At 59.6% G+C, this 23,224-nt stretch carries 24 protein-coding genes and 1 tRNA gene; 12 read left to right on the top strand and 13 right to left on the bottom strand.

Translation table 11 applies throughout. From position 1 onward, the window contains the following. Positions 1 to 178: 178 nt before the first annotated feature. Positions 179 to 254: transfer RNA gene (locus C440_RS16920), tRNA-Cys, on the top strand. Between the two features lie 303 nt (positions 255 to 557). After that, positions 558 to 1,415, top strand: coding sequence for a hypothetical protein (locus tag C440_RS16915; protein WP_008321907.1), 858 nt, complete (start codon positions 558 to 560; stop codon positions 1,413 to 1,415). Between the two features lie 20 nt (positions 1,416 to 1,435). Here the strand turns inward: C440_RS16915 and C440_RS16910 are convergent, their stop codons facing one another. From C440_RS16910 to C440_RS16900, 3 genes are all read right to left on the bottom strand, one after another. Beyond that, positions 1,436 to 1,657, bottom strand: coding sequence for a hypothetical protein (locus C440_RS16910; protein ID WP_049915981.1), 222 nt, complete (start codon positions 1,655 to 1,657; stop codon positions 1,436 to 1,438). A 184-nt stretch (positions 1,658 to 1,841) separates the two neighbouring features. Then, positions 1,842 to 4,436, bottom strand: a complete 2,595-nt coding sequence (locus C440_RS16905; protein WP_008321905.1) for a heavy metal translocating P-type ATPase — start codon at positions 4,434 to 4,436, stop codon at positions 1,842 to 1,844. A 171-nt stretch (positions 4,437 to 4,607) separates the two neighbouring features. Beyond that, positions 4,608 to 5,207, bottom strand: coding sequence for an AsnC family transcriptional regulator (locus C440_RS16900; protein WP_008321904.1), 600 nt, complete (start codon positions 5,205 to 5,207; stop codon positions 4,608 to 4,610). A gap of 130 nt (positions 5,208 to 5,337) precedes the next feature. On the opposite strand from C440_RS16900, the gene C440_RS16895 reads away from it, so the two are divergent. From C440_RS16895 to C440_RS16865, 7 genes are all read left to right on the top strand, one after another. Then, positions 5,338 to 5,535, top strand: a complete 198-nt coding sequence (locus C440_RS16895; protein ID WP_008321903.1) for a CopZ family metallochaperone — start codon at positions 5,338 to 5,340, stop codon at positions 5,533 to 5,535. A 136-nt stretch (positions 5,536 to 5,671) separates the two neighbouring features. Continuing rightward, a complete protein-coding gene (locus tag C440_RS16890) occupies positions 5,672 to 5,857 on the top strand; it encodes a hypothetical protein (protein ID WP_008321902.1) in 186 nt (61 codons plus the stop codon). 95 nt (positions 5,858 to 5,952) lie between these two features. Beyond that, positions 5,953 to 6,312, top strand: coding sequence for a hypothetical protein (locus C440_RS16885; protein WP_008321901.1), 360 nt, complete (start codon positions 5,953 to 5,955; stop codon positions 6,310 to 6,312). Positions 6,313 to 6,474: 162 nt separating this feature from the next. Then, complete coding sequence (locus C440_RS16880) at positions 6,475 to 6,936, top strand: hypothetical protein (RefSeq protein WP_008321900.1); 462 nt, start codon at positions 6,475 to 6,477, stop codon at positions 6,934 to 6,936. Next, positions 6,933 to 7,907, top strand: coding sequence for an FAD-dependent oxidoreductase (locus C440_RS16875; RefSeq protein ID WP_008321899.1), 975 nt, complete (start codon positions 6,933 to 6,935; stop codon positions 7,905 to 7,907). Before C440_RS16880 ends, C440_RS16875 begins: the two co-directional genes overlap by 4 nt. Next, positions 7,904 to 9,019 carry a FecCD family ABC transporter permease gene (locus C440_RS16870; RefSeq protein WP_193788416.1) on the top strand — a complete coding sequence of 372 codons (1,116 nt, stop codon included), beginning with the start codon at positions 7,904 to 7,906 and terminating at the stop codon, positions 9,017 to 9,019. Before C440_RS16875 ends, C440_RS16870 begins: the two co-directional genes overlap by 4 nt. Then, positions 9,020 to 9,904: an ABC transporter ATP-binding protein gene (locus tag C440_RS16865; protein WP_008321897.1), complete on the top strand. Its 885-nt coding sequence runs from the start codon at positions 9,020 to 9,022 to the stop codon at positions 9,902 to 9,904. It begins immediately after the preceding gene. A 50-nt stretch (positions 9,905 to 9,954) separates the two neighbouring features. Here the strand turns inward: C440_RS16865 and C440_RS16860 are convergent, their stop codons facing one another. The 7 genes from C440_RS16860 to C440_RS16830 form a co-directional block, all read right to left on the bottom strand. After that, a complete protein-coding gene (locus tag C440_RS16860) occupies positions 9,955 to 10,428 on the bottom strand; it encodes an FKBP-type peptidyl-prolyl cis-trans isomerase (RefSeq protein ID WP_008321896.1) in 474 nt (157 codons plus the stop codon). A gap of 52 nt (positions 10,429 to 10,480) precedes the next feature. Then, positions 10,481 to 11,221 carry a cytochrome c biogenesis protein CcdA gene (locus C440_RS16855; protein ID WP_008321895.1) on the bottom strand — a complete coding sequence of 247 codons (741 nt, stop codon included), beginning with the start codon at positions 11,219 to 11,221 and terminating at the stop codon, positions 10,481 to 10,483. Further along, positions 11,215 to 11,802 carry a TlpA family protein disulfide reductase gene (locus C440_RS16850; RefSeq protein ID WP_008321894.1) on the bottom strand — a complete coding sequence of 196 codons (588 nt, stop codon included), beginning with the start codon at positions 11,800 to 11,802 and terminating at the stop codon, positions 11,215 to 11,217. The genes C440_RS16855 and C440_RS16850 overlap by 7 nt, the downstream gene beginning before the upstream one ends. A gap of 94 nt (positions 11,803 to 11,896) precedes the next feature. Beyond that, on the bottom strand, positions 11,897 to 12,643 hold the full coding sequence (gene fer, locus C440_RS16845) for a ferredoxin Fer (RefSeq protein ID WP_008321892.1): 747 nt from the start codon (positions 12,641 to 12,643) through the stop codon (positions 11,897 to 11,899). Positions 12,644 to 12,823: 180 nt separating this feature from the next. Then, positions 12,824 to 13,759: a DUF7551 domain-containing protein gene (locus C440_RS16840; RefSeq protein ID WP_008321891.1), complete on the bottom strand. Its 936-nt coding sequence runs from the start codon at positions 13,757 to 13,759 to the stop codon at positions 12,824 to 12,826. A gap of 51 nt (positions 13,760 to 13,810) precedes the next feature. After that, complete coding sequence (locus C440_RS16835; RefSeq protein ID WP_049915980.1) at positions 13,811 to 15,052, bottom strand: ABC transporter substrate-binding protein; 1,242 nt, start codon at positions 15,050 to 15,052, stop codon at positions 13,811 to 13,813. Positions 15,053 to 15,185: 133 nt separating this feature from the next. Further along, on the bottom strand, positions 15,186 to 15,959 hold the full coding sequence (locus tag C440_RS16830; RefSeq protein ID WP_008321889.1) for a CPBP family intramembrane glutamic endopeptidase: 774 nt from the start codon (positions 15,957 to 15,959) through the stop codon (positions 15,186 to 15,188). Positions 15,960 to 16,164: 205 nt separating this feature from the next. Between C440_RS16830 and C440_RS16825 the strand changes: the two genes are divergently transcribed. Continuing rightward, a complete protein-coding gene (locus tag C440_RS16825; RefSeq protein ID WP_008321888.1) occupies positions 16,165 to 16,839 on the top strand; it encodes a hypothetical protein in 675 nt (224 codons plus the stop codon). A 149-nt stretch (positions 16,840 to 16,988) separates the two neighbouring features. On the opposite strand, the gene C440_RS16820 is transcribed toward C440_RS16825, so the two are convergent. Then, complete coding sequence (locus C440_RS16820; RefSeq protein ID WP_008321887.1) at positions 16,989 to 17,687, bottom strand: DUF4013 domain-containing protein; 699 nt, start codon at positions 17,685 to 17,687, stop codon at positions 16,989 to 16,991. 216 nt (positions 17,688 to 17,903) lie between these two features. Next, positions 17,904 to 19,475, bottom strand: coding sequence for a hypothetical protein (locus tag C440_RS16815; RefSeq protein ID WP_008321886.1), 1,572 nt, complete (start codon positions 19,473 to 19,475; stop codon positions 17,904 to 17,906). Positions 19,476 to 19,917: 442 nt separating this feature from the next. On the opposite strand from C440_RS16815, the gene katG reads away from it, so the two are divergent. Both katG and C440_RS16805 read left to right on the top strand, forming a co-directional pair. Beyond that, positions 19,918 to 22,056, top strand: a complete 2,139-nt coding sequence (gene katG, locus C440_RS16810; RefSeq protein WP_008321884.1) for a catalase/peroxidase HPI — start codon at positions 19,918 to 19,920, stop codon at positions 22,054 to 22,056. 269 nt (positions 22,057 to 22,325) lie between these two features. Continuing rightward, entirely contained in the window at positions 22,326 to 22,580 is a 255-nt protein-coding gene (locus tag C440_RS16805; RefSeq protein ID WP_008321883.1) for a hypothetical protein, read from the top strand. Positions 22,581 to 22,913: 333 nt separating this feature from the next. Here the strand turns inward: C440_RS16805 and C440_RS16800 are convergent, their stop codons facing one another. Next, entirely contained in the window at positions 22,914 to 23,108 is a 195-nt protein-coding gene (locus C440_RS16800; protein ID WP_008321882.1) for a cold-shock protein, read from the bottom strand. Between the last annotated feature and the right edge of the window lie 116 nt (positions 23,109 to 23,224).

Below are 23,224 nucleotides of genomic sequence, written 5' to 3'. Positions count from 1 at the left end.
ACTCATACAACGCCCACTGGACAGTCGTCCAGTGGGCTTTTTTCATTTATAGCGGGCGCACTCGCCCGCATACATCACACACATACACAGCTACTTCTCTGGGAACAAATGGTGAAAACCACCGACAGAGGTCATATACCGTCAGGCTTAAGCACCAGACCGCGATACGATTAACTGCGCCAAGGTGGCAGAGTCCGGCCGAACGCAGCGGCCTGCAGAGCCGCCCATCGCCGGTTCAAATCCGGCCCTTGGCTTCTACGACGTCTGTTTCGAGAGCGACAGCCTCGAATTGCACGTATCCGTTCCGAACTTGGCAGTGCCGTTCACTGCGACGTTTCCAGAGCTATCGCTGTCGCGGAAGAGTCTACAGACTCCTCTTGTACCGGGCAACCCAGAGGTTGTGTCCGAATGAAGCAGGTGCTCAAGCACACTGTCAGTTGGAAGACCCCTCATTTTGAGGGACCAATGTAGGTTTCGCGGGGGTCTGCTACCTGTCCGGTATCGAACGTGCGCTCAGGTTAGTAATCATTATACGCCGCGTGGCCCATCCCGAAACCATGCAACGACGCGCCGCGGCTATCTCCGTCGTGTTCTTCCTGGTCATCGGTGCCGGTGCATACTCACTTATCGCAACTGCATCGACGCCGTCGGTCAGTTTCGAGAACCCTGAGTACTCGCTGGCACAGGGAGACGAGTTCACCGTCCCCAACAGTGACCAGACGTTCACAGTGTCGTCGATCACCGAGGAAGAGGAATCTGGCGGCCACGGTGGTGGCACCACACTCGTCCGGTCCGGTGAAATCACCTACGTGAACGATTCTGCTCGGTTCACCGAGACGTGGGACAACGCGAGTACGGTCACGCTCGACGGCACGGACTACCGTGTCGAGGTTCCCAACGCTTCCAACCCGACCGAGGCGACCCTGGTCGAGCTTCGCAACGACACGGCAATCCTGCAGGATGACCCGTCCGCTGACAACCAGACCGTCACCCGAGACGGTGAACGATACGTCGTCGTCAACGGTTCGACGCTCGTTCCCGCCAGCGAATACTTCCCGGCTAACGAGACTCGCACCGTCGCAGAAGGTGACTCGTTCTCCTACGACAACGAGTCGGTCACTGTCGCCGCTGTCGAGACCAGTGGTGTGACACTTGAGTGGTTCGGTCCTGAAGAAAACACCATCTCGGTCGGTAACGAAGCGAACGTGACGCTCGGCGACCAGCGGTACCTCGCGTACTTCCCGGAGGGAGGCGAAACACTCGTCCTCACCACGAACTACGAGAGCTACGAGCGACAACTGGTCGAGATTGAACAGTTCCACGAGACCGAAAACGGTCTGTGGGGAATCGCAATCGTCTCGTTCACGACCATCGCGCTCCTCATCGGCATGGCGTTCCTCCCGTCGCGGTACTGAACGCCCACCGTTTCACCGTTTCATTGTTTTTGGCGGGCATCGTCCAGTCCGAGCCATGCGATTCCCGCCCCGATTCCGAGTGCTGAGGCCGCGCCAACGATCTGAAGTACGGCAATAGCGATACCGCCGCTCGAATAGCGCCACGGCATCCCAACGAGCGTCCCCACTCCCGTGAGCACGATGAAGACACCAACGGCGACCAACAGCAGAGCACGCAATCGGATTCTTGTTTTACGACGCATCCTGCCACCTATATCGCCGCCTGCCGACAAAAACTGGACGGCGACGCGATTTCGGGACCGGATATTCGAGTAGATAACTGCGCGCGAGTAGTGAACACACAAGTGCGGGCATCAGCGACGGTACACGGTAAAAACACTCGCCGCTGGAGTTGTTGTTCGAGAGGAAATGAGGGGGTTGCGGAGCTTATCGACGGAGAGAGTCGAGTAGTTTGTAATCGTGGTCGGGTGTGTACGTCCGGAACAGGAGGCTGTTCGTGAGGACCGACACTGACGAGAACGCCATCGCGCCGGCCGCAAAGACCGGTTGCAAGAGACCGAGTGACGCGAGCGGGATCATCGCCGTGTTGTAACCGAGCGCCCAAAACAGGTTCTGCTTGATCTTCGCAAGCGTTCCCGCGGAGATACGAATCGCCTTCACCACGTCCTGTGGGTCGTCTCGCATGAGCGTCACGTCTGCCGCTTCGATGGCGACGTCGGTCCCAGAGCCGAGCGCGGTGCCGACGAAGGCGGCGGCAAGAGCGGGTGCGTCGTTGACGCCGTCGCCGACCATCATGACGTTCGTCCCGTCTGTCTGCAACGACTCGACGGCATCGGCCTTGTCTTCGGGGAGGACGCCGGCACTGACGTTGGCCGGGTCGATACCGACCTGTCTGGCGACGGCGCGGGCGGTTCGTTCGTTGTCGCCGGTAATCATGTGGACGTTGATGCCTCGCTCGCGGAGTGCGCTAACAGCGTCGGCGGCCGAGGATTTGACTTCGTCGGCGTCGGCCACGACTCCGGCGAGTTCGCCACCGACGGCGACCAACATCGCGGTCTTCCCGTCGTCTTCGAGGTCGCGGAGCGCGTCCTCTGCTGGTTCCGGGTTGATGCCGTTGTCGGAGAGAAGCTTGCGGTTGCCGACGAGAACGGTCGTTCCATCGACAGTAGCGCAGACGCCGTGTCCGGGAACGTTTTCGAAGTCCGTCGGCTCGACGAGGTCGAGGCCGCGGGCGTCCGCGCCGTCAACGATGGCCCGCGCGAGCGGGTGTTCGCTGTTTCGCTCTGCGGACGCGGCGTATCTGAGAACCGCGTCTTCGTCGAGCGTCTCGTCGTCTGCGGTGACGACGCCCGACCCGTCGGCCGCGGGCCCGAAAGCGACCACGTCAGTCAGCGTCATCTCGCCTTTGGTGAGCGTGCCGGTCTTGTCGAAGACGACCGTTTCGACGTCTTTGACGCGTTCGAGGATGTCACCGCCTTTGAACAGAACGCCGTTTCGTGCGCCGATGGCCGTGCCGACCATTGTCGCGGCAGGCGTTGCAAGCCCGAGAGCGCACGGACAGGCGATGAGCACGGCGGAAGCGAAGACGACGACGGCGAATTCGAACGTGGAGACCGCACCGCCTGCGGCCGCGGGACCGCCCGCGACGAGACCCCAGACGGGGAGCGATTGGATGACCCCGGCAAGTGTCTCGGGAAAGAGGAACCAAACGGCACCCCAAAAGAGGGCGTTGACGATGACCACCGGAACGAAGTACGCGGAGATACGGTCCGCGAGGTTCTGGATATCCGGCTGTCGGCCCTGTGCTTCCTTGACCAGCGAGACGATTTGCTGGATGGCCGTCTCGGAGCCGACGTTGGTCGCTTCGACCACGAGCACGCCATTTTGATTCACCGTGGACCCGACGACCTCGTCACCGGGTTCTTTCGAGACGGGGACGGACTCGCCGGTGACCATCGACTCGTCGACCGCCGAGTCGCCGTCGATGACGACGCCGTCGGTCGGAATCTTCTCACCGGGACGGACTTTCATGCGGTCGCCGACGGCAACCTCGTCGAGTGGGACTTCGCGTTCGTTCCCGTCGTCGCCGACGAGCGTCGCCGTATCGGCTTCGAGTTCGAGGAGCGTCCGCAGTGCCTCGGAGGCCTGTCCCTTCGAGCGCGCTTCGAGGTAGTTTCCGAGCGTGATGAACACCAAGATGAGCGCGGCGGTGTCGAAGTAGAGGCTCCCGGCGAGCACGCCGACGAGAACGGCGACAGAGTAAAAGTACGCCGTTGACGACCCCATCGCGATGAGAACGTCCATGTTGGCGGTTCGGTTCTTCACGACCGCCTTGTAGGAGTTCACGTAGAATTCGCGGCCGAGAACTACCTGTACCGGCGTTGCGAGGGCGAATCCGAGCCATCCAATCGGGATGCCGACGCCGGGAATCACCTCCGGGAGTCCCGTCGATGTGAACAACTCGACGACGAGCATCGCCAGCAACGGAACCGAAAGCCCTGCCCCGAAGAGCGTCAAGCGCTTTTGCCGACGAATCTCCTCGTTTCGAGCGACGTCGCGGGCGTCTTCGCCGGACTCGTCGCCGTCGCCCCCGTCATCGCCCTCGCGGATCGGTGAGTATCCGGCGTCCGCGACCGCCTGATAGAGGTCGTCGAGCCGCACGTCGGCCGGGTTGTACGTCACGTTCGCCTCGTCGGTGGCGAAGTTCACGTCAGCGTCGATGACACCTGAGACGGATTCCAACGACTTTTGGTTCGCGTCCGCGCAGTTCGCACAACTCATCCCGGAGATGCCAATCGTTCGCGTCTCCGAGATGGCTTCGTATCCTGACTCCGATATCGCGTCGTAGATGTCTCTAAGCGATACTTTTTCTGGGTCGTACTCTACCGTGCCTTCGTCGGTAGCGAAGTTGACGGTGGCATCGGACACGCCGTCGAGTGCCTCGACTGCCTCTCCGACGGTGCGCGAGCAGTTCGCGCAACTCATCCCGCGGATATCTAGGTGTGCCGTTCGCGTTCCCATGATGGTTCTAGATACGTGTCCCTCTCTTACCTCGGTTGTGCCTTTAGAAGCGGGCCTCACAAACGGTGAAACCTTTGATTCGAAAGCCGAAACCGACACGCGTCTTCACTCGCGTGACTTGTGGTCGGACTCGGCGGTTGATTCGCGGGGACGTCGGTTTTCGGGGCGACGTCAATTCGCTTCCGCCTCGGCTTCGAGTCGGTCGTACCGGTCTTCGAAGCGGCGCAGACAGGACGAACAACAGAAGTGATAGAGCGTCCCACCGATACGAGCGCGTTCTCCCTCACTCGTCACGGTATTCTCGCATTCGGCACATTCGAGGGCGAAGCCGCTTCCGTTGACGGTCGGCGTCCAGTCTGCGGATTCGACGAGACTGACGTCGTACGTGCGAACGGTCGAGAGGTCAAGCAATTCGTGTAACTCGGCGCGCACCGAGTCACTGCCGAGTCTGGCGTGAAACGTCACCTCACCGTCCGCGGCGACGAACAGGTGTTGGACGGAGTCGGCCCCGCGAAGACTGTCGCGGACGTCGTCAACGAACTCCGGGCGGACGGACAGTCGGACGAGAACGGGCGTCCCGCCCGAAATCGTCGATTGGTCGAGGTCAACGGTGAACCGCCGAATCACCCCCTCTTCGCGGAGACGGTCGATGCGGTCGGAGACGGCCGGTGCGGACAGGTCCACCTCCGAAGAGATATCACTGAACGGCCGACGAGCGTCTTCTGCGAGGAGTTCGAGGATTCGGAGGTCCGTTCCGTCGAGATGGCGCATAGTCACCGGTTGGTGACACAAGGAGATAGGCATTACCCGACATTCACTTTTGATTCAAAGGCTATAGAGAAAAAATATCGAATAAACAAAATAACAACCGACTAAATTGAGGAGGACGTACATCGAACTGATGCGTACGACCATCTCCGTTACGGGAATGACCTGCGAGCACTGTGAAAAACGCGTTGCCGACGCGCTCGCCGAGGTTTCGGGTGTCGAATCCGCAACTGCCGACAGGGAGTCCGACAGCGCGACCGTCGAGGGCGACGCCGACTCTTCGGACCTCGTTGCCGCCGTCGAGGACGCTGGATACGACGCCAGCGCCTGAAGGCCGACCGCCGACCGAAGCACGACAGCGTTTCGACCGGGTGTGCACTGCCGTGCAAACGCGACTACGGAGTCGGCTATCGCGGTTCGACATCTCTACCTGAACGGCTTTGTTTCGTGAGTGGTTACACTCGGCTATGCAAGCGCGGTCGTGGACGATGGTGCTGTTCGCGTTCGTTATCGGACTGCTCGTCGCGCTCGGTGGGTACCGACTCGTCGTCGTCGGCGACGTCGGTGACTTCGCCCGCAATGTCGGCATCGCGGTTCTGTTGACCGTCTTCAGTGTCGTCTTGGTTCGGAACTGGGAGTCGCAGGGCGTCTAACTGGTCGCGGCCGCGTATGGCCGATACTATCAAAAATATCAACTTTTCATTGACGGTGCATTCGGTTACAAGAGGGTTCACACCAAACCCCGACTGTGTCTCCCCCGACCGACGACGACTTCCAAAGACCGATACCGACCGACCCGATAGACGACACGCCGACTGTTTCTTGTTCGCAGTGCGACGACGAGTGGGACCTCTCGCACGAACTGGACGTGCTACAGCTCGGAAATCAGTCGGTCGAACAGTTCGCGCTGGACCACCACCGCCACACCGGCCATTTCCCCGACGGCGCAACCCCGTGGGTCGCCACGTGTCAACAGTGTCCAGACGCCGAACAGTTCATCTCTGAGACCCCCGCTCGGCGATGGGCGCGAACGCACACCCGCCATACGCGCCACGATGTAGAACTCGTCCACGAGGACGAAGTGGAGTCCGTTATCGCGTCGGAGTAGCCCGCACACCCGTTAAGCGAGAGTCGTCTCGTGTTCGAACCGGACCAACCAAGTTTCGATGCGGTTCTGCTACGCACGAGTACCATCCGATACTCACCTCAATTCTTTTAGGAATACCTAAAATCCGAAAGTGGTTTATCCAATTAGGCAAGCCTAAAACCTATGAACGAAGACGGAGACGACTTTGGGAACTCGACACGTCGGTCGGTTCTAACGGGGAATAGGACCCTCGAAACCGCCGGTCTGTTCGCTGGCTGTCCGGGCCAGGGCGGAACGGGCACGACTGAGACGTCCCAAACGAAAACCGAGACGGCGACCGGGGCGACGCCGATTGAAACTCCGACCGAGACCGACGCGTCGGACGGTTCTTACACTGTCTCCATCGACCCTGTGCGCTGGGCTGAATCCGAGTCGGTTTCCGAGACAGGGAATGCGAACACCGGCAGTTGGGCCGACACGGGCATCACGCTCGGTCTCGGAGCGCCGAAGGGCGTCTGGCTGACAACCCGGTATCACACCAGTATGACGCCCCGATTCCGGGACGCTCCGTCGATGACGACGCCGATGAACTACTCGACGACGCAGAGCGCGTCGCAGACATCGTCTCTGGAGAGTGCTACATGACCACGGACCCGGGCGAATCGACGACTGCCGCCGACGCGGATGGCGCTTCCGACCTAACTGATACGGCCGACGTGGTCGTCGTCGGTGGCGGTCCATCGGGATGCGCCGCCGCCGTCTTCACTGCCAGGTACGGTCTCGACACCACCGTCTTCGACCGTGGCAACGCCGCGTTCCGCCGGTGTGCGTACTTAGAAAACTACCTCGGATTCCCCGCTGGTATCGGCGTCGATACGTTCATCGACCTGATGCACGAACACGTCGCGGAAGTCGGCGCTGACTACGTACAGGACATGGTCGAATCCGTAGCGTACGCCGACGGCGACAGCCGATTCGTGGTCGAGACGCAAGACGGCCGTCGCGTCGCCACCGACTACGTCGTCGCGTCCGCGTGGTACGACGGCGAGTACATGCGCGGACTCGACGACGACGACGCGATGTTCGAACTCCACGACCACCACGGCGAGGAGCACGAACACTTCGATTCGTCGTACGCCGACGACGATGGCCGAACGCCCGTCGATGGACTGTACGTCGCCGCCCCCGCGGGTGCCCGAAGCGCACAGGTCGGAATTGCCGCCGGAAACGGCGGACACGTCGCACGATGCCTGCTCGAAGACCACAGACGCGAACAGGGATTCCCCGGCGACCTCGCCCCGCACTACGATTGGCTTCGCCCGGAAAGCGAGTTCCAAGGCGAGTGGGACGACCGCGACCGCTGGCGCGAGTGGTTCGACGACAAGGCCGCAGACGCCGACACCGATGTCGCAGACGACCGTCTCTCAGACCTCCGTGAGTCCTACATCGACCGGGCCTTCGAGACGCGTCGGACTGACGAAGCTGTCGAACACGCAGAGTCTCGTGGACTTCGCCGCCTCGTCGAGACGATTGGCACGGGGCGAGTCCTCGATGCGGTGCCAGACGACGAACTCGAATCGTATGTCGAACAGGAGATTGGAGGTGCTGAACCGTGAGCGGAGCAGAGCGCACGGAACAGGCCGGGGGGTCCGTCCTGAGTCGAGCGTTTGGATGGATGGACGCCTCGCTCATCTCGCTTTGTGTCGGCAGTCTCATCATCGTCGTGCTCGGCGGTCTCGTGCAGGTCAGTTTCGGCGCGTTTACGATGACTATCGAAGAGGCGTGGCGTGCTGTCTTCGACCCGGCGGTCGTTCTTAATCCGGACGTGTGGCAGGTGTTCCTCCTCGGCGGCGAACTTCCGGACCTCGGAAAGCGGACGCTCATCGTCTGGAACATCCGCTTGCCGCGTGTCTTCGTGGCGATACTCGTCGGTGCGAACCTCTCTGTGTCCGGTGCTATCTTTCAGGCAATCACCCGGAACGAACTCGCCAGCCCGTTCGTTCTCGGCGTCTCGTCGGGTGCCGGTCTGCTCATTCTACTGACGCTCGTCGTCTTTTCGGGGCTGTCGCTTTTCCTCCCGATTTTGGCGGCGCTCGGTGGGATGCTCGCATTCCTGCTCGTCTACCTCATCGCGTGGAAGAACGGAACGAGTCCGGTTCGGCTGGTTCTCGCGGGCGTTATCGTCGGCACCGTCTTCCAGAGCCTCCAGACCGGTCTGTTCTTCTTCATCGACGACATCGGCGTCGTCCAGTCCGCTATCCAGTGGACGACCGGTTCGCTCACGGGCACTGACTGGGAGCAGGTTCGGATGGCGCTCCCGTGGTCGATTACCGCGGTGTCGCTCGCGCTCATCAGCTCTCGGCAGTTGAACGTACTGCTCCTCGGCGAGCAGACCGCCCGCTCGCTCGGCATGTCCATCGAGAAGGTTCGATTCCTGCTGTCGGGCGTCGCCGTCATTGCGGCCGCCGCAAGTATCGCTGTCGCCGGTATCGTCGGGTTCGTCGGTCTCGTCGTCCCGCACGTGGTTCGGAACGTGGTCGGGAGCGATTACAAACGCCTCGTCGTCGGGTGTGTGTTCACCGGCCCGGCGCTGATGGTCGCCGCCGACGTGGGTGCGCGTCTCGCGCTCAGCCCGGTCCAGTTACCTGTCGGGATAGTGACTGGACTCATCGGCGGCCCGTACTTCCTCTACCTGATGCGGAAACAACAGAACCTAGGTGAAGTGTAAATGTCTGAACTCAAACCAGAAGAACGCGATATGACGGACGAACACTTGGCTGAGTCCCTCTTAGCCGACGAAACGAACGAACGCACAACAGGAAGCGAGCGCCCCGACAGCGCCCTTACGGGGTCCGAACTGTCACTGTCGTATCCGACCAGCGAAGAGCCGGTCGTCGAATGCGACCGAATCGACGTTCCGAGTGGCGAGATTACGGCGCTCGTCGGACCGAACGGTTCGGGGAAAAGTACGCTCCTGAAGTCGCTCGCAAAGCAACTCGAACCCGACGCTGGACGCGTCTACCTCGACGGGAAGGCCATCGACAAGTACGACGACAAGGCGTTCGCGTGCGAACTCGGCTTGCTCTCCCAACAGCACGATTCGCCGACGTCGCTGTCCGTAGAGGACCTCGTCTACCACGGTCGGTACCCTCATCGTGGGTTCTTCGAACAGACGAGTGAGGAAGACCACGCCGCAGTCGAGCGCGCAATCGACCTCGCGGGCGTCGAGCACATCCGCGACAAACAGGTCGGGAACCTCTCGGGCGGCCAGCGCCAACTCGCGTGGATTGCGATGGTGCTCGCACAGGACACCGACGTCCTTCTCTTGGACGAACCGACGACGTACCTCGACTTACACCACCAACTTCGCGTGTTGGAGACGGTCCGCGAACTCAACGAAGAACGTGGCGTGACGGTCGCGGTCGTCCTCCACGACATCGCGCAGGCGGCGCGCTTCGCCGACTACCTCGTCGCCATGCAGGACGGCGAACTGTACGACTGGGGACCGCCGCGAGAGGTCGTCACCGAGGAACTCCTCGCCGACGTGTTCCGCGTCGAAGCCGCGGTCAACTACACGCCCGACCCGGAAATCATCCCAAAGCACTCGCTGTAAGCGACTCTGTTCTCATTTCGTTCGGCTCGGCGGCCCGCACGGAGCGTCGCCTATTCGACCGCGACGATTTCGATGTCGAATTCGAGTGTCTTTCCGGCGAGTTCGTGATTGAAATCCACTTCGACGGCGTCCTCGCGGACGGCGGTAACGTCTCCGTGAAGTCCGTTTTCGGCGTGGACGTGGAGACCGACCGCTGGTGTTTCTCCGACCATCTCCTCGAACGTTTCGGGGGCGTACGTCCGAATCCGGTCGGCGTCGAACTCGCCGTAGCCGTCTTCGGGCGAGACGGTCACGGTCGCGTCCTCTCCGACGTGCATCCCGACGACAGCCTCGTCGAGGCCGGGAATGATTTGACCGGCACCGACGACGAACGACCGCGGTGCGTAGTCGTCTCGGTCGCGCTCTTGGGCTTCGAACAGGCCGTGTTCGACCGCAACCTCGTAGCGAGACGTGTTGAAGACGCTCCCATCTTCGAAGCGCCCGACGTATTCGATAGCGACTCGGTCTCCCGACTCGATTGCCATAGCGGGGGTCGTTCGAGAACGTGTATAAATGTCGCCATCGCGGAATTGCCTGTCAGCGAACGATGCCGTAGATGTTCTCCAGTTGGCTTGCGACGCCGAGTACGTCGAAGACGACGAGGAGGTAGTAGACGCTGACGACCAGCATGACCGCACCGGTGACGCGATTGATAGCGGTGGTGTGGCGAGCGAACCAGCGCGTCACCCGTCTACTGTAGCGTTCTGAGACGAGCGAGAAGGCGAGAAGCGGCGCGCCGATACCGAGTCCGAACGCGAAGAATCCGAGGAGGCTTTCGGCGGCGGTGTCGAACAGGACGGGAACGCGCGCGAAAAACAGCGCGATGAACCCGGGGTTACACGGGAGGACGATTGCGCCGAAGAAGAACCCATAGGAGAACGCCGACAGTGCGGGGTGCCGGGTCTCCGGCGGTTCGAGAGTCGGCAGGCGCGCGAAGAGTTTCGCGTCGGCCAGGAGAGCGAGGCTGACGAGAAAGAGGACGCCGAAGGCGATCGGCGAGACGATTTCGACGACGACCGTGAGCGAGATTTCGAGGAGTAACGAGAACACGACGCCGACGACGAGCATGAACGAGACTGCACCGACCGTGACTAACCCGCCGAGGGCGGCGATTGGAAGTCCGCGGGTCGAATCTGACGCTGACGCGCCGCGCGAACTCTGCCGAGCGAGGTACGCGAGAAAGCCCGGATACAACGGGAGTGCGCACGCCGCAGTCAGCGGGGTACCGACGCCGAGGACGAACAGTTCGAAGAGTCTCGGCGCGAGGTCGCTCAACACTCTTGGACCCGCTCGCGGAGGAACTCGGTCGTCTTGTGCCCGTCTTTGAGCCGGGTGACGCTCCCATCGGGGCAGAGTCGAAGCATCGGAACGACCGGCGCGCTCGCCATCGACGACCCGAATGCCTCGGTCAGACTCTTCGTCACCGGTTCGGGCGAGACCGCGTATCGCCAGTCGAACCCGTGCCGTTCGGCGTGGTCCCGGACTTTCTCGGCGTCTTCGTTCGGGTCGATGTCGAGTGCGACCGTGAGCACGTCGTCGCCGACAGCTTCGTGGAACGTCACCATCTCGCGTTGTTGGCGGAGACAGTTCGAACACCACACCGCGAACGTCTCTAAGAGGATGGGTCGGTCGAGAAGCCCTTCGATGGTGAACGCCTCTCCGGTTCGGACGTCCGTGAGTTCCGTGGTGAACCACGCGCCCTTGTCGCCGGCCGGGCCATCCGGTGTTCCGTCATCGGTCGGTTGGCCGCCCTCTGCACCACCGTCTCCTGTTTCGCCGCCGCCGAGACAGCCGGCGAAACCGATACTGCTAACACCGGCGAGGCGGATGAAGTCTCTCCGAGTCGGGCCAATCGTCATTACAGTGTAACGTGGTGTTCGAAGCTTAACTCGGCGGCGGCAGGGCGTCGAACGCGCACAACCCTCGACACGCGGTTCGAACGAGTCGGTCGTCTCAGTCGTTCGGTCGGACGTTGCGGGCGTGTTGCGGCGGCAGTCGAAGTTCGTCCAAGCCCGGGAGGTGTTCGATGTTGTAGACGACTTTCAGGTCGTCGGTCGTCGGATGGCTGATACACGAGAGCCGAATCCCGTGGTCCATCATCTCCTCGGAGAGGACGTGGTTCGCGGGCATCTCCATGTCGCCTTCGACGACCGCGACCGCACAGTTCGCACACGCCCCACCGCGACAGGCGTACGGCCAACTGTGCCCGTCGGATTCGACCGCTTTGAGCAGACACGTTCGCGGTTGGACGAACACTTCACCGTACGCGTCCGTGTTCAGCCCTTCGGCGGCCGCCTTCTCGAAGAGGTTCTCGTCGCCGAGCGACCAGCCGTGTTCGTCGAGTACGTCGTAATCGAGGTATTCGACTCTCGTTCCCTTCCGGTTGGCGTCTGCTCCGTCGCCACCACTCGTCTCCCCGTCGGATTCAGTGGTCCCGCCGGTATCTTCGCTCGGTCCCTCGTCCGCGTCGCTGTTGATATTTACGACACGACTGCCGTCACCGCCGACGAGTTCTATCTCACCGTCTCCGGGCTTGTAGCCTGCCCGAATCGCCTCGTAGGCCGCCCGGACCGATTGGAATTCGTCCGCAGAACCGCCGTGGTCCGGGTGCGCTTCTTTCACCCGCTGGCGATACGCATCGACGAGTTCGTCCTCGTCCGCGTCCGGGTCGAGTTGCAGAATTTCGAACGGGGAGTCCACATCGCGGCTAGTAGGAATTCGAAGGGATAAATCCACGGCCACCGGCCGTCTCCGCGTGGTTTAGTACTCGAACGCACTCTCAACGAAGCGCCGAACCCGGCCGCTCCTAACGAGTAATCGAGACGAAGACAGCCAGTCACATCCCATTACACAGTAGTACTGGGGTCCGCTGGTGCCGACTCACTCGGATGCGCCGGAGTGTATCGGAACGCTGGCGAGACCGACACCGCTCGATTCGGCCGACACCGCTAGCGTGCCATGCCACCCGTCATCGACGGGGGTGACGTGTAATGAAATCGGCTTCCACGCTCCGCGACGGCGGTACAAATCGAGCACGACGGGAAGCACCGGCAGACGACCGTCCCGCGCCGAGAGCGCGTACTCCGTGAACGTGATATCGGCCGACTTCGTTTCCTCGTCGGGGTCAGTGGTCCACGACGAACACGAGTAGGACCCGACAAGCCCGAGTCGTTCCATCTCACCGAGCATCGCCTCCAGCGAATCCGCCGATTCGGGCGGGGTCGGAAGGCGTGACGCGGCGCGCGCGAGCACGTCCGCCTGCTCGGACGATTTGAGATGCAAGTGGAGTTCCGTCGCCATACTTTCGAGCAGGCGTAAACAGAGTTCGTCCGGACTTGACGTCGTCTCTGCAAGCTCGAAGTACGCGTCCATAACCGCCGTTTCGACGGTTCTGTGTCCGGTATCGCTGAGCGCTTCGAACACCGCGGCGGCGACGCTGTGACAGAATTCGATGCGTTCGGGACGGTCTCCCCGCTGTGTGGACCCGTTCGGGTCGCCGAACCCCGGCGTTCCGCCGGATTCGTCGCCGAGCGTTTCGTCCCAGCCCGTGGTGCTGCCGGGTGTCGTCGGTTCGTCACCGTCCTGCGTCACGATGAGGTCGTAGTACGGGACTTGTGGGTCGTACCGGCGAAGTGCCGACCGGTACTGCATCGCCGCTCGGACGGCGTTTACGGCGGTCGAACGGTCTTCGAAGGTTAGTCCTGCCGTCGGTACCGGTCGCTCTCCTGTTCGTCCGCAGACGATGGTGAATTCACCACCGTCGTCGGCGAGCGCTTCGATGTGAGTTCGGATCTGGGTGAGTGTCGTTCCGACCATTTCGCTGTGATATCGTGGTCTGCTGTTTGCTGTTCAGTCGTGCGTCGATTACTACAGGTCTCCGGCGATGATGTCGGCGACCCGTTTACGGTCGAATAGCTGTTCGTCTGCGGGAATCTCGGGGTACGATTCGCCGGGGACGTATCCCGGCCACTGGCCGAACTGCTCGGGGTAGAGTTGTTTCGCCGTCAGTTCGAGTTGGAACAGGTTCGCAATCGGTCCCTGGAACCGGATGCCGCCGGCGAAGAACCGGTCGTTTTGAATCGCCGAGAGCTGTCCGCCGACCGGGTGGTCTGCGACTTGGTTTCGGATGTCGTCGATGTAGTATCCCGGCGACATCCCCCAGAGGTGCAGGATGACGTCGGGGTCGGTCTCCAGCATCGTCTCGTAATCGAACAGCCCCCACGTTCCGTCCCAGTCGATGTCGGCGAACGCGTCGGTCACGCCGAGTGGGCGCGTGTCCGCGTGCCAAAACCCCGGTTCGTTCAGTTTGTACGCGTAGAAGGTGTCGTCGATGAGCGTGACTCGGGCCGCAGTCGGGCGTTCAGACTCGGGTGGGAGCGATGTCTCGATGTCGGCGATAGCGTCGTCGTAGACCGTTTTGAGCGCCTCGTATCGGTCCTGTTCTTGATACACGTCGGCGACCTTCTCGAACATCTCCCAGAGGGAGTAGTACCGATAGTCGTCGCTGTACTCCTCGGCGGGGCTATCGTGCAGTCCGCTGTGGTAGTTCCCGAACCACGGGGCGACGTTTTCGGCGATTTCGTCCACGTCGTCGGTGTCCCACCTGTCCTGTGTTCCGACGACGTAGGAAGGGTCCACGAAGTGAACGTCGCTGTCGAGTTCGTAGAGCATCTCCTTGTCAACGCCCTCGGCAAGCGGGTCCGGTAATCCCTCCCAGTCGAGTGACACGCCGTCGAGGCGGTCGTAGAACGCTCCGAGCGGTTTTCCTGCGAATTCGGGCGCGTACAGTGACTCGACCGTGTCTTCTTTCCCCAGCGCGACGGCCATGTCCGCGTAGTGAGAGAACACGACCATCGCGTGTTCCGGGGGCGCGTCAAACTCGACGTCGCCCACCGGAGCCATCGTCACGGTGTACGACTCGTCCGTCTCCGTGGTGGTCGGTTGTTCGGTCTCGGCTTCGGTCGTCGGTTCGACGGTCGCCGTGTCTGTGGATTCCGAACCTCCGTCCGCCGTACACCCGGCGAGTAAGGCCGTACTGGAAACTGACCCTGCATACTTCAAATACGCCCGACGCGTTGACTCCGATTCGTCCATCGCATCACCCTGCATACAATTTAGGCTAGCCTAAACGGTTTTGACCCTTTCGGTTTTTAGGATGGCCTAAATCAGTGCTGAACGGTTTTCTCAACAAAAAATAATAGATAATTGCACAGGTGGAGCCGAACAACTCAGTCTGGTCGTGTTAGAACCACCCGATAAACGGGAATCCCCCGTCAGTCCACGACATCGCGTGAACGAGTCCGACAACCAAGAGATTGTCAGTTCGCTCGTAAACGAGGCAAAACACCAACCCTTGACCGAAGAGATGTATGACAAACGTGGCAAAAAACGCGGGGCCACCGCCGAGACCGTACAGTCCGTGTGCGAGTGCGAATAACACAGCGCCCAGAACGACTTCCGAAACTGGATGGAAGTCGTCACGAAGCCGTCCTTGGACAAGTCCGCGGAAGAACTGCTCTTCTACGAGTGCGGGAACCAGGTAGAGTCCGCCGAAGATGAGGGGCCACGCGACCGGCCACGTGGCGAGTCCGACGTCCATTCCCCCGGCACCGGTACCACTCAGCAAGTCGATAGAGAGCCCAAAAATCGGCAATATCCTTCTCGTCACCGCTGCCATAATCGTGAGTCCGGCCTTCCCGATTCCGACCCAGACGAGACCGTGGAGTGTCGGACGACGCAGATGCACGTATTCTCTCCACTGACGCGTGGTGGCGAGATACGAAGCGACGAAGAGTCCGAAGCCGACCTGCGACCCTTTCGTCGTTACCAGCGCACTGAGTTCCGGAAACGACGGTTGTAGCAGGCTCGATACCACCGGACGGAACAACATGAAGGCGACAAATGATACCACTGTGCCGCCAACCGTCATGCCGAACGCGCCGAGGAACGACCGCAACCGTGTCGGTACGTCGATGCGTTCGCGTCCGCTCCGAAACCAACCACTGATTTGCGACATTGACACCTGTCGGTACTGCCGTCTCGGCTATAGTCCCTGCAGACGTTTTCTGCCAGTTTTTGGCCGTATACGGCCGTATATGCGGATATCTACCGGGTGTGTACGACCGTACACCCGCCCCTCATGAGGGTGTTACGCGACTCTTTTTCGCCCCGATATCCATCCAACAGTAAGTTGAAATAATCAGTTCTACAAACTCCCGTCCATGTCGGATACTGTCTCCGCGCTTCTTACTCGGACTCAACGCGCCCGTATCCAGTCCGATTTCGAGGACGTGGAACCAGCAAAGCGGCGACGGGACCAAAAGAAGATTCGGTCCCGAGTCGCCGCCGGCGTCGCCGATTTCGAACTCTTAGCCACCTACCCCGACCGACAGTACGAGTTAGCGTTCGACGAACAGTCGAACGAAGCGTTGACGGCCGACCTCGCGGACGCGTATCTGACGATAGAGCGGATTCGTATCCTCAACGATATCGACCGAGACGACGTGATTACCACTGCACGGGAGCACCGGCGGTCCGCCGTAGACGACGGGCCGGACTCCTTAGATGACGTTCGACTCCGAACGCGTGCCGAGCGACGCCGTCGCATCGAGACCGAACTCGAAGCCGAGTACCGCCCGAGTCGATGGAAACGACTCTCCGACACGCTCTTGAAGGTTGGGCTGGCGCTCGTAGCGTTTGTGAGTGTTCTCGCCGTCGTCGCTCCCGATTTCACCAACGGTTTTGGGAGTCTTCCCGGCATCGTCGGCGCGGGAATTCTGTTTGGTGGCCTTGCTATCGTCGGCGTGCGTGCGGTCAAATACGACGTGCTCCCGGCCTTCCGGCGGATTCTCTCTGACCCGGTCGAGACTCTCCGTACGGTCTGGAATCAGCTGTGAGGCCGTGGCCGAGTAGCCGAGTGAGTCTCGTGAATCGTCGTGGACGCCGACGTCGGTCGGCTATGTGTCTCACTGTCGTCTCCTTGCTTCGGTTCCGCTGGGCGAGCAAAAAAATACGTTCTGCGAATCAGTTCGACGGGTGTGAGTGCTTACGCGGCGTCGGTCACGCTTGGCTGCTGTGGCGCACCGATGCCGGTGACGTTTCCGAACGCCTTTCCGAACATGTAGAAGACGGCGATGTTCACGTAGAACTGAATCGTCGGAACCAAGATGAGCACGAGACCGAAGGTTACGACGGCGAGGACGCTCGTCACGGCCTGCACGACGAAGGTGATGAGGAACGGAATGATCCAGGCGACGAGGTAATCGACACTCAAGAGCACCTCTTTGAGTCGGTCAACGTCGAACGCGGCACCGAGGTTCCCTTCTACGGCCATGTTCGTGAGTGCCGCCGGAACGAGGTAGTACAGGATGAACAGCGCGATGAAACTCAGGAGCATTCCGAGCACGCCGATACCGCCCAGAACTCCCGCGGCGGCTTCGTTCCCGCTCCCGGCACCTCCCATTCCGATTCCGGCGCTCACCGCGATGAGTGCAAACGGAATGAGTCCGTAGACGACGGTAACGACGGTTCCTTTCACACCGTCGCTGAGCATCTTGCCCCAGTCGTCGAACGCGGGGGGTTCCGGGTCTCCGTTGGCGGTCGCCTCGAGGACTCGGACGAGATATCCAAACATGAGAAACAGCGGGATAATGAAAATGCTACCGGCTACGAGAAGCGAGCCGATGACGATTCGACCGAGTGCGCTTTCCCCAGCTAAGGGGTACGAAATACCATCTTCGAGCATGTGTCCTGCAGTCTCTCTCCCGGGTCTAGTTAAACATTTGTCAATTCATATTTTGTATTAGATATTCGATTTTGATAATTATCCGCTGGCAAAGCTACAGCGTCTGCTGAGTCGCTCGTCGTTGTGTCTCCCTCCACGCGGGTTCCTCCTTACGTTCAAAAACAGAACCGCGTCGAGAACCCGTTCGACACTCAGATTTTTCTCTGATAGACTGACCTATCTATCTACGGTCCAGTCCGCCCCGAACGTGTCGTCGGACAACCCATCTTGGTCGCGGTACCGGAGCACCACGTCCCCCTGTTGTGTCGAAGCCGGAACTTCGTAGAGAAGCCATTGCTGGCTTTCTTTTGGTGAACTGAAGCTATCGTATTCGACACCGCTACGGGGTGAGACAAATCTGGTCTCTCCCCACACGCTCGTTTCAACAACGTCGTACGTTAGACCAGAGATATCGACGGAGAAGTCATCTTGGTGTGGAAGTGAAGACGATCCATCTGTGTGCTCCACGTCGATACTCACGAACAAGAACTTCTTCCCCGAACTGGCCCGCACTGTTTCTGAACCATCGTATGTCTCATACGCGTACGTATCACTGAATCCATCAAAATTCAGTGCACCAATTCCCGGTGTGATTCTCACACCATCTGGGTTGACGTAGCTGTTGCCAACTGTTCGAGTCGGCGGCACAAACTCTACGACTGTGGTCTCATTCACCGGCAAAATTTCGTACTCGTACGACCCGATGTGTTCCTGAGTTACATCCAGTTCTACTGTTTCTGTTGTACCTGGTTCGACGGTGATTTCGTCCAGCACGCTCTGCGAGGAGTCATATTCGCCAGTGCGCCACATGCCGTATCGATAGGTTCCGCTGGCGTCCCCGGTGTTTTCTACTTCGAGTGTAATCGTTCCTGTAGTACCTATCTCAACTTCGTCCGGTACGGTTGCCTCCGCGTCGAATATAGGAACATCCCCAGCGTCCAGATTCCACTTTACTTCGGGGACACCTGTGGAGACTCGATCCCAAACGACACCGAGCGTTTCTAGCTCGCTATACGGCACTTCGAACATCATCCATCCGGATTTCTGAACACCTGGCTCTATCTCGCTCAAGTCGAGGTGCTCTTTTCTAACGCCGGCGATATCGTCGAAGGTGTACGTACTGAGGCTCGATTCACTTATGAAGGAACCAGCAGTAGTAACTATCTCGTCGCTGGTAAACGGTCTTTCGTCGTCGCCTTCGTATCCGATAGTGAAGTAGACGAGTACAATGACGTTGCCGGGGTTTGCAGATAGAAGCTGCTTCGATTCACCGTTCAGAAACACACTTTTTTCTAACCCAACCCCGTTCACGGCTATCGAGTGTCCGTCGTGCGTCTCGAATGTTTCGCCGAGTTCCAGCCCCTTCGTTTTCACTGAGACGCTATGTCTCGCATCGTAGTCGGTGATGCGGTAGGTGAGTTCAGTAGCATAATCTGAATATATGTCCTCTATCGTGGTTGTCTTGCTTTTCGTGACCTGTACGTCTTCGATGCGAACACTTTGGTCGAGCGTGAACGCCCCTTTTCCAGTAGAGAGTGTCGCAGTGAAGTCTCCTTTCTTCCCGCCGGTGTTCTTCGCTGTAATCTCGATATCGAATTCATCTCCGACGCTAACCTCACTTGGACCCGATATCTCGACATTTTCAAAATATGGTGGTCCGCTTCGGACTGCACTCTGAACGGTCGCACATCCCGACGTAGACGAAATTGTGAGTGCCCCGAGGGCCCCAAGATACTGTCTCCGTTTCACGACTCGCCGTTACTCCACGTACATTTGAATCATTCGAATTGTCATCAATTCTGAGAATCAGTCTGGTCTTCCCTGTAGCCGACTCAATTTCCTAGCAATGGTTCGATTCTATCGATACCCAGTCGATGATACACGGATGACAGAATCACATTCGATATTTGATTGCGAACACACTATCCTCATGTTTCCATTTAAACGAAGTTGAGTAATCCCGAGAATGAACAGTTTGTTCTCAATAGAGCGGCAGAAAACGTTGTTTTCTGAAGCACGTGGGCACGTGAATACCTCCCTCGATAGGTACCTCAGTCTCAACTACATCCCTTACGGGACGACACCCAACAAGTAATAAGTGTTCATGAGTTCAAAAGATTACTTTGTATACAGAGAAGACTTAATCCATGATTAGATAATTTTATCAGGCAAAAGCGACAATCGTCTGAGCATGAATAGGTCCAACCAAGACTGGTGGCCAAATCAGTTGCAACTGGATATTCTCGACCAGAACGCTCGCCAGGCGGGTCCGATGGGCGAGGACTTCGACTATGCCGAGGAGTTCCAGAAACTCGATTACGAGGCCGTAAAGGAAGACCTCGAAGCGTTGATGACGTCCTCTCAGGACTGGTGGCCGGCCGACTACGGTCACTATGGGCCGCTTTTCATCCGAATGGCGTGGCACAGCGCTGGGACGTACCGAACCACGGACGGTCGCGGCGGCGCGTCTGGTGGCACCCAGCGCTTCGCCCCGCTCAACAGCTGGCCCGACAACGCAAACCTCGACAAGGCGCGCCGACTGCTCTTGTCCATCAAGCAGAAGTACGGCCGCAAACTCTCGTGGGCCGACCTGCTGGTTCTCGCAGGAAACGTCGCTCTGGAGTCGATGGGATTCGAGACGTTCGGCTTCGCCGGTGGTCGTGAAGACGCCTTCGAGCCCGACAAGTCCGTCTACTGGGGCCCCGAAAACGAGATGGAAGCGTCCGACCGGTTCTCTGACGACGGACAACTCGAAGAACCGCTCGGTGCCACCGTGATGGGCCTTATCTACGTGAATCCCGAGGGACCGGACGGCCAGCCGGACCCAGAGGCGTCTGCCGAGAACATCCGTGAGTCGTTCGGTCGAATGGCGATGAACGACGAGGAGACGGCCGCGCTCATCGCCGGCGGTCACACGTTCGGGAAGGTTCACGGTGCCGACTCCAGCGAACACCTCGGGCCGGAGCCGGAAGCGGCACCCATCGAAAAGCAGGGTCTCGGCTGGGAGAACGAATTCGGCTCTGGCAAAGGGCCAGACACGATTACCAGCGGCATCGAGGGTCCGTGGAACACCACGCCAACCCAGTGGGACATGGGCTACATCGACAACCTACTTGAGTACAAGTGGTGGCCTGAGAAGGGCCCCGGCGGTGCGTGGCAGTGGACCACACAGAATGGCGAGTTAGACGACGCCGCACCGGGTGTCGAAGATCCGTCCGAAAAAGAAGACGTGATGATGCTGACGACGGACATCGCGCTGAAACGGGACCCGGATTACCGCGAGATTCTCGAACGCTTCCGAGAGAACCCCCACGAGTTCCAAGCGGCCTTTGCGAAGGCGTGGTACAAGCTGATCCACCGCGACATGGGTCCGCCGTCCCGGTTCCTCGGTCCGGAAGTCCCGGACGAGGAGATGCTGTGGCAAGACCCCATCCCGGACGCCGACTACGACCTCATCGGAGACGAGGAGATTGCCGAGCTCAAAGCGGAGCTTCTCGATTCGGACCTGTCCATCTCTCAATTGGTCAAGACGGCGTGGGCGTCGGCGTCCACGTACCGCGACAGCGACAAGCGCGGTGGCGCTAACGGGGCTCGCATCCGCCTCGAACCGCAGAATAACTGGGAGGTAAACGAACCGGACCAACTGGAGACGGTTCTGGCAACCCTCGAAGGGATTCAGGAAGAATTCAACGGGTCGCGCGCTGACGACACGAGAGTCTCTCTCGCCGACCTCATCGTTCTTGGCGGCTGTGCGGCCGTCGAACAGGCCGCACGCGACGCTGGCTACGATGTCGAGGTGCCGTTCGAACCCGGACGGACCGACGCCACGCAGGAACAGACCGACGTCGAGTCCTTCGAGGTACTCGAACCTGACGCGGACGCATTCCGAAACTACCTCCCGAAGGGAATCGAGCGCCCGGCCGAAGAGTACCTCGTGGACAAAGCGGACCTACTGGACCTGTCGCCCTCTGAGATGACGGCACTCGTCGGTGGCATGCGCGCGCTGAACGCGAACTACCAGGACTCCGACCTCGGTGTCTTCACGGACGAACCGGAGACTCTGACCAACGACTTCTTCGTGAACCTGCTCAGCATGGACACGGAGTGGGAACCGGTTTCGGAGTCCGAGAACGTGTTCGAGGGACGTGACAGCGAGACGGGCGAAGTCAAGTGGAAGGGTTCCCGCGTGGACCTCATCTTCGGCTCGCACTCTCGTCTCCGCGCCATCGCGGATGTCTACGGTAGCGAGGACGGCGCAGAGAAGTTCGTCCACGACTTCATCGACACGTGGCACAAGGTCATGAGCCTCGACCGCTTCGACTTGGAGTGAAGTAACACGCTCACGCTCGGTGGGGTTCCCCCACTCGACCTCTCGTCGCGGGGTGCTGGGTTCTTTTCTGCCCACCGCAACGAACGCTTTTTTGAGGACCCTCGTGCGAGTGGTGACCAAGCTCTAAACCGCAGAAGGCCGAATCACAGAGGTTCGGAGACGCTTAATGCCGGGTTGCGGTTCGGTTTACTAGCTTCTGTACATTTGCGGGTACTTCATGTGAACCGTATTATGAGTGGCGTTAACTCATTGTGGTCCGAATTATGTGTATGTCGAACTACGAGGCTTCGTTCGAAATCGAATCTAAGGCGGACTCGAACGCGACTCGACGCATCTTGGAACACGCCTACGACACGATTCGAGAAGAATCACGCACCGTCCGAGAAGAGACGGAAGACGCAAGTGAACTGCTCGGTTCGTTTAGAGCACTTCGAGATGCGGCACGGTCTCCGTCGCCCGGCAGGCTAACTATCACCTATCAACCGTTCGACGGCGAGTTCGACTCGTCGGAACCGCACGACTGAGAGCGGACGCAACTGAACCGGCGTTCTTCTACCTTCGCACTGAAGGTAGTGAGCACGTTGTCCTTAGCACTCACTAGTCGAGACCAACTCTCTAAGAGGGTGCCGTCAATAGCTCGCACCTCCCTCGACGATAGTAGCAGCTGCACGTCGTGCACTCGGTCGAACGACAGCGTTCGACCGGTTGTGTTCCAGTTGCAAACGCTACTATCGCATTGCTTCTCACTGATTCAACGAGACGCAAGTACGCAGTGAAACCGGTTGCTCTCGAAGTAGTGAGTACAAGAGAAACGAAGTCGCACAATGTCGCCTCTTAGGCGACGACGTGAAACGTGCTTACGTCCGAAGGACGTTTGCCGCGCGAGGGCCCTTGGGAGCCTGTTCGATGTCGAATTCGATTTCCGTCCCTTCCGTAAGATCGTCGCCGCCAACGTCTTCCATGTGGAAGAACACGTCGTCGTCCGAATCGTCCGTCGAGATGAAACCGTAGCCGCCAGTGTCGTTGAAGAAATCAACCTTACCGTTTGCCATTACAAATACACGTAGACCAAACACACGGTTAATACTTCTGCATTTGTTTTCTAAAACGGATATTATCAAAACAAAAACGAACAAAAAATTTTGTAATCTGTTTATTTGTCTCTTTC

This window comes from Haloferax mucosum ATCC BAA-1512 (genome assembly GCF_000337815.1).
In the GTDB taxonomy this organism is placed as follows: Archaea; Halobacteriota; Halobacteria; order Halobacteriales; family Haloferacaceae; genus Haloferax; species Haloferax mucosum.
The sequence above is the reverse complement of the archived record's forward strand: the minus strand, read 5'-3'. Positions and strand labels throughout refer to the sequence as shown.

Coding starts and splice junctions, on each gene's coding strand:
- C440_RS16915 (WP_008321907.1), top strand. CDS start 558: ATGCAACGACGCGCCGCGGCTATCTCCGTCGTGTTCTTCCTGGTCATC.
- C440_RS16910 (WP_049915981.1), bottom strand. CDS start 1,657: ATGCGTCGTAAAACAAGAATCCGATTGCGTGCTCTGCTGTTGGTCGCC.
- C440_RS16905 (WP_008321905.1), bottom strand. CDS start 4,436: ATGGGAACGCGAACGGCACACCTAGATATCCGCGGGATGAGTTGCGCG.
- C440_RS16900 (WP_008321904.1), bottom strand. CDS start 5,207: ATGCGCCATCTCGACGGAACGGACCTCCGAATCCTCGAACTCCTCGCA.
- C440_RS16895 (WP_008321903.1), top strand. CDS start 5,338: ATGCGTACGACCATCTCCGTTACGGGAATGACCTGCGAGCACTGTGAA.
- C440_RS16890 (WP_008321902.1), top strand. CDS start 5,672: ATGCAAGCGCGGTCGTGGACGATGGTGCTGTTCGCGTTCGTTATCGGA.
- C440_RS16880 (WP_008321900.1), top strand. CDS start 6,475: ATGAACGAAGACGGAGACGACTTTGGGAACTCGACACGTCGGTCGGTT.
- C440_RS16875 (WP_008321899.1), top strand. CDS start 6,933: ATGACCACGGACCCGGGCGAATCGACGACTGCCGCCGACGCGGATGGC.
- C440_RS16865 (WP_008321897.1), top strand. CDS start 9,020: ATGTCTGAACTCAAACCAGAAGAACGCGATATGACGGACGAACACTTG.
- C440_RS16860 (WP_008321896.1), bottom strand. CDS start 10,428: ATGGCAATCGAGTCGGGAGACCGAGTCGCTATCGAATACGTCGGGCGC.
- C440_RS16850 (WP_008321894.1), bottom strand. CDS start 11,802: ATGACGATTGGCCCGACTCGGAGAGACTTCATCCGCCTCGCCGGTGTT.
- C440_RS16840 (WP_008321891.1), bottom strand. CDS start 13,759: ATGGTCGGAACGACACTCACCCAGATCCGAACTCACATCGAAGCGCTC.
- C440_RS16835 (WP_049915980.1), bottom strand. CDS start 15,052: ATGCAGGGTGATGCGATGGACGAATCGGAGTCAACGCGTCGGGCGTAT.
- C440_RS16830 (WP_008321889.1), bottom strand. CDS start 15,959: ATGTCGCAAATCAGTGGTTGGTTTCGGAGCGGACGCGAACGCATCGAC.
- C440_RS16825 (WP_008321888.1), top strand. CDS start 16,165: ATGTCGGATACTGTCTCCGCGCTTCTTACTCGGACTCAACGCGCCCGT.
- C440_RS16820 (WP_008321887.1), bottom strand. CDS start 17,687: ATGCTCGAAGATGGTATTTCGTACCCCTTAGCTGGGGAAAGCGCACTC.
- katG (WP_008321884.1), top strand. CDS start 19,918: ATGAATAGGTCCAACCAAGACTGGTGGCCAAATCAGTTGCAACTGGAT.
- C440_RS16805 (WP_008321883.1), top strand. CDS start 22,326: ATGTCGAACTACGAGGCTTCGTTCGAAATCGAATCTAAGGCGGACTCG.
- C440_RS16800 (WP_008321882.1), bottom strand. CDS start 23,108: ATGGCAAACGGTAAGGTTGATTTCTTCAACGACACTGGCGGCTACGGT.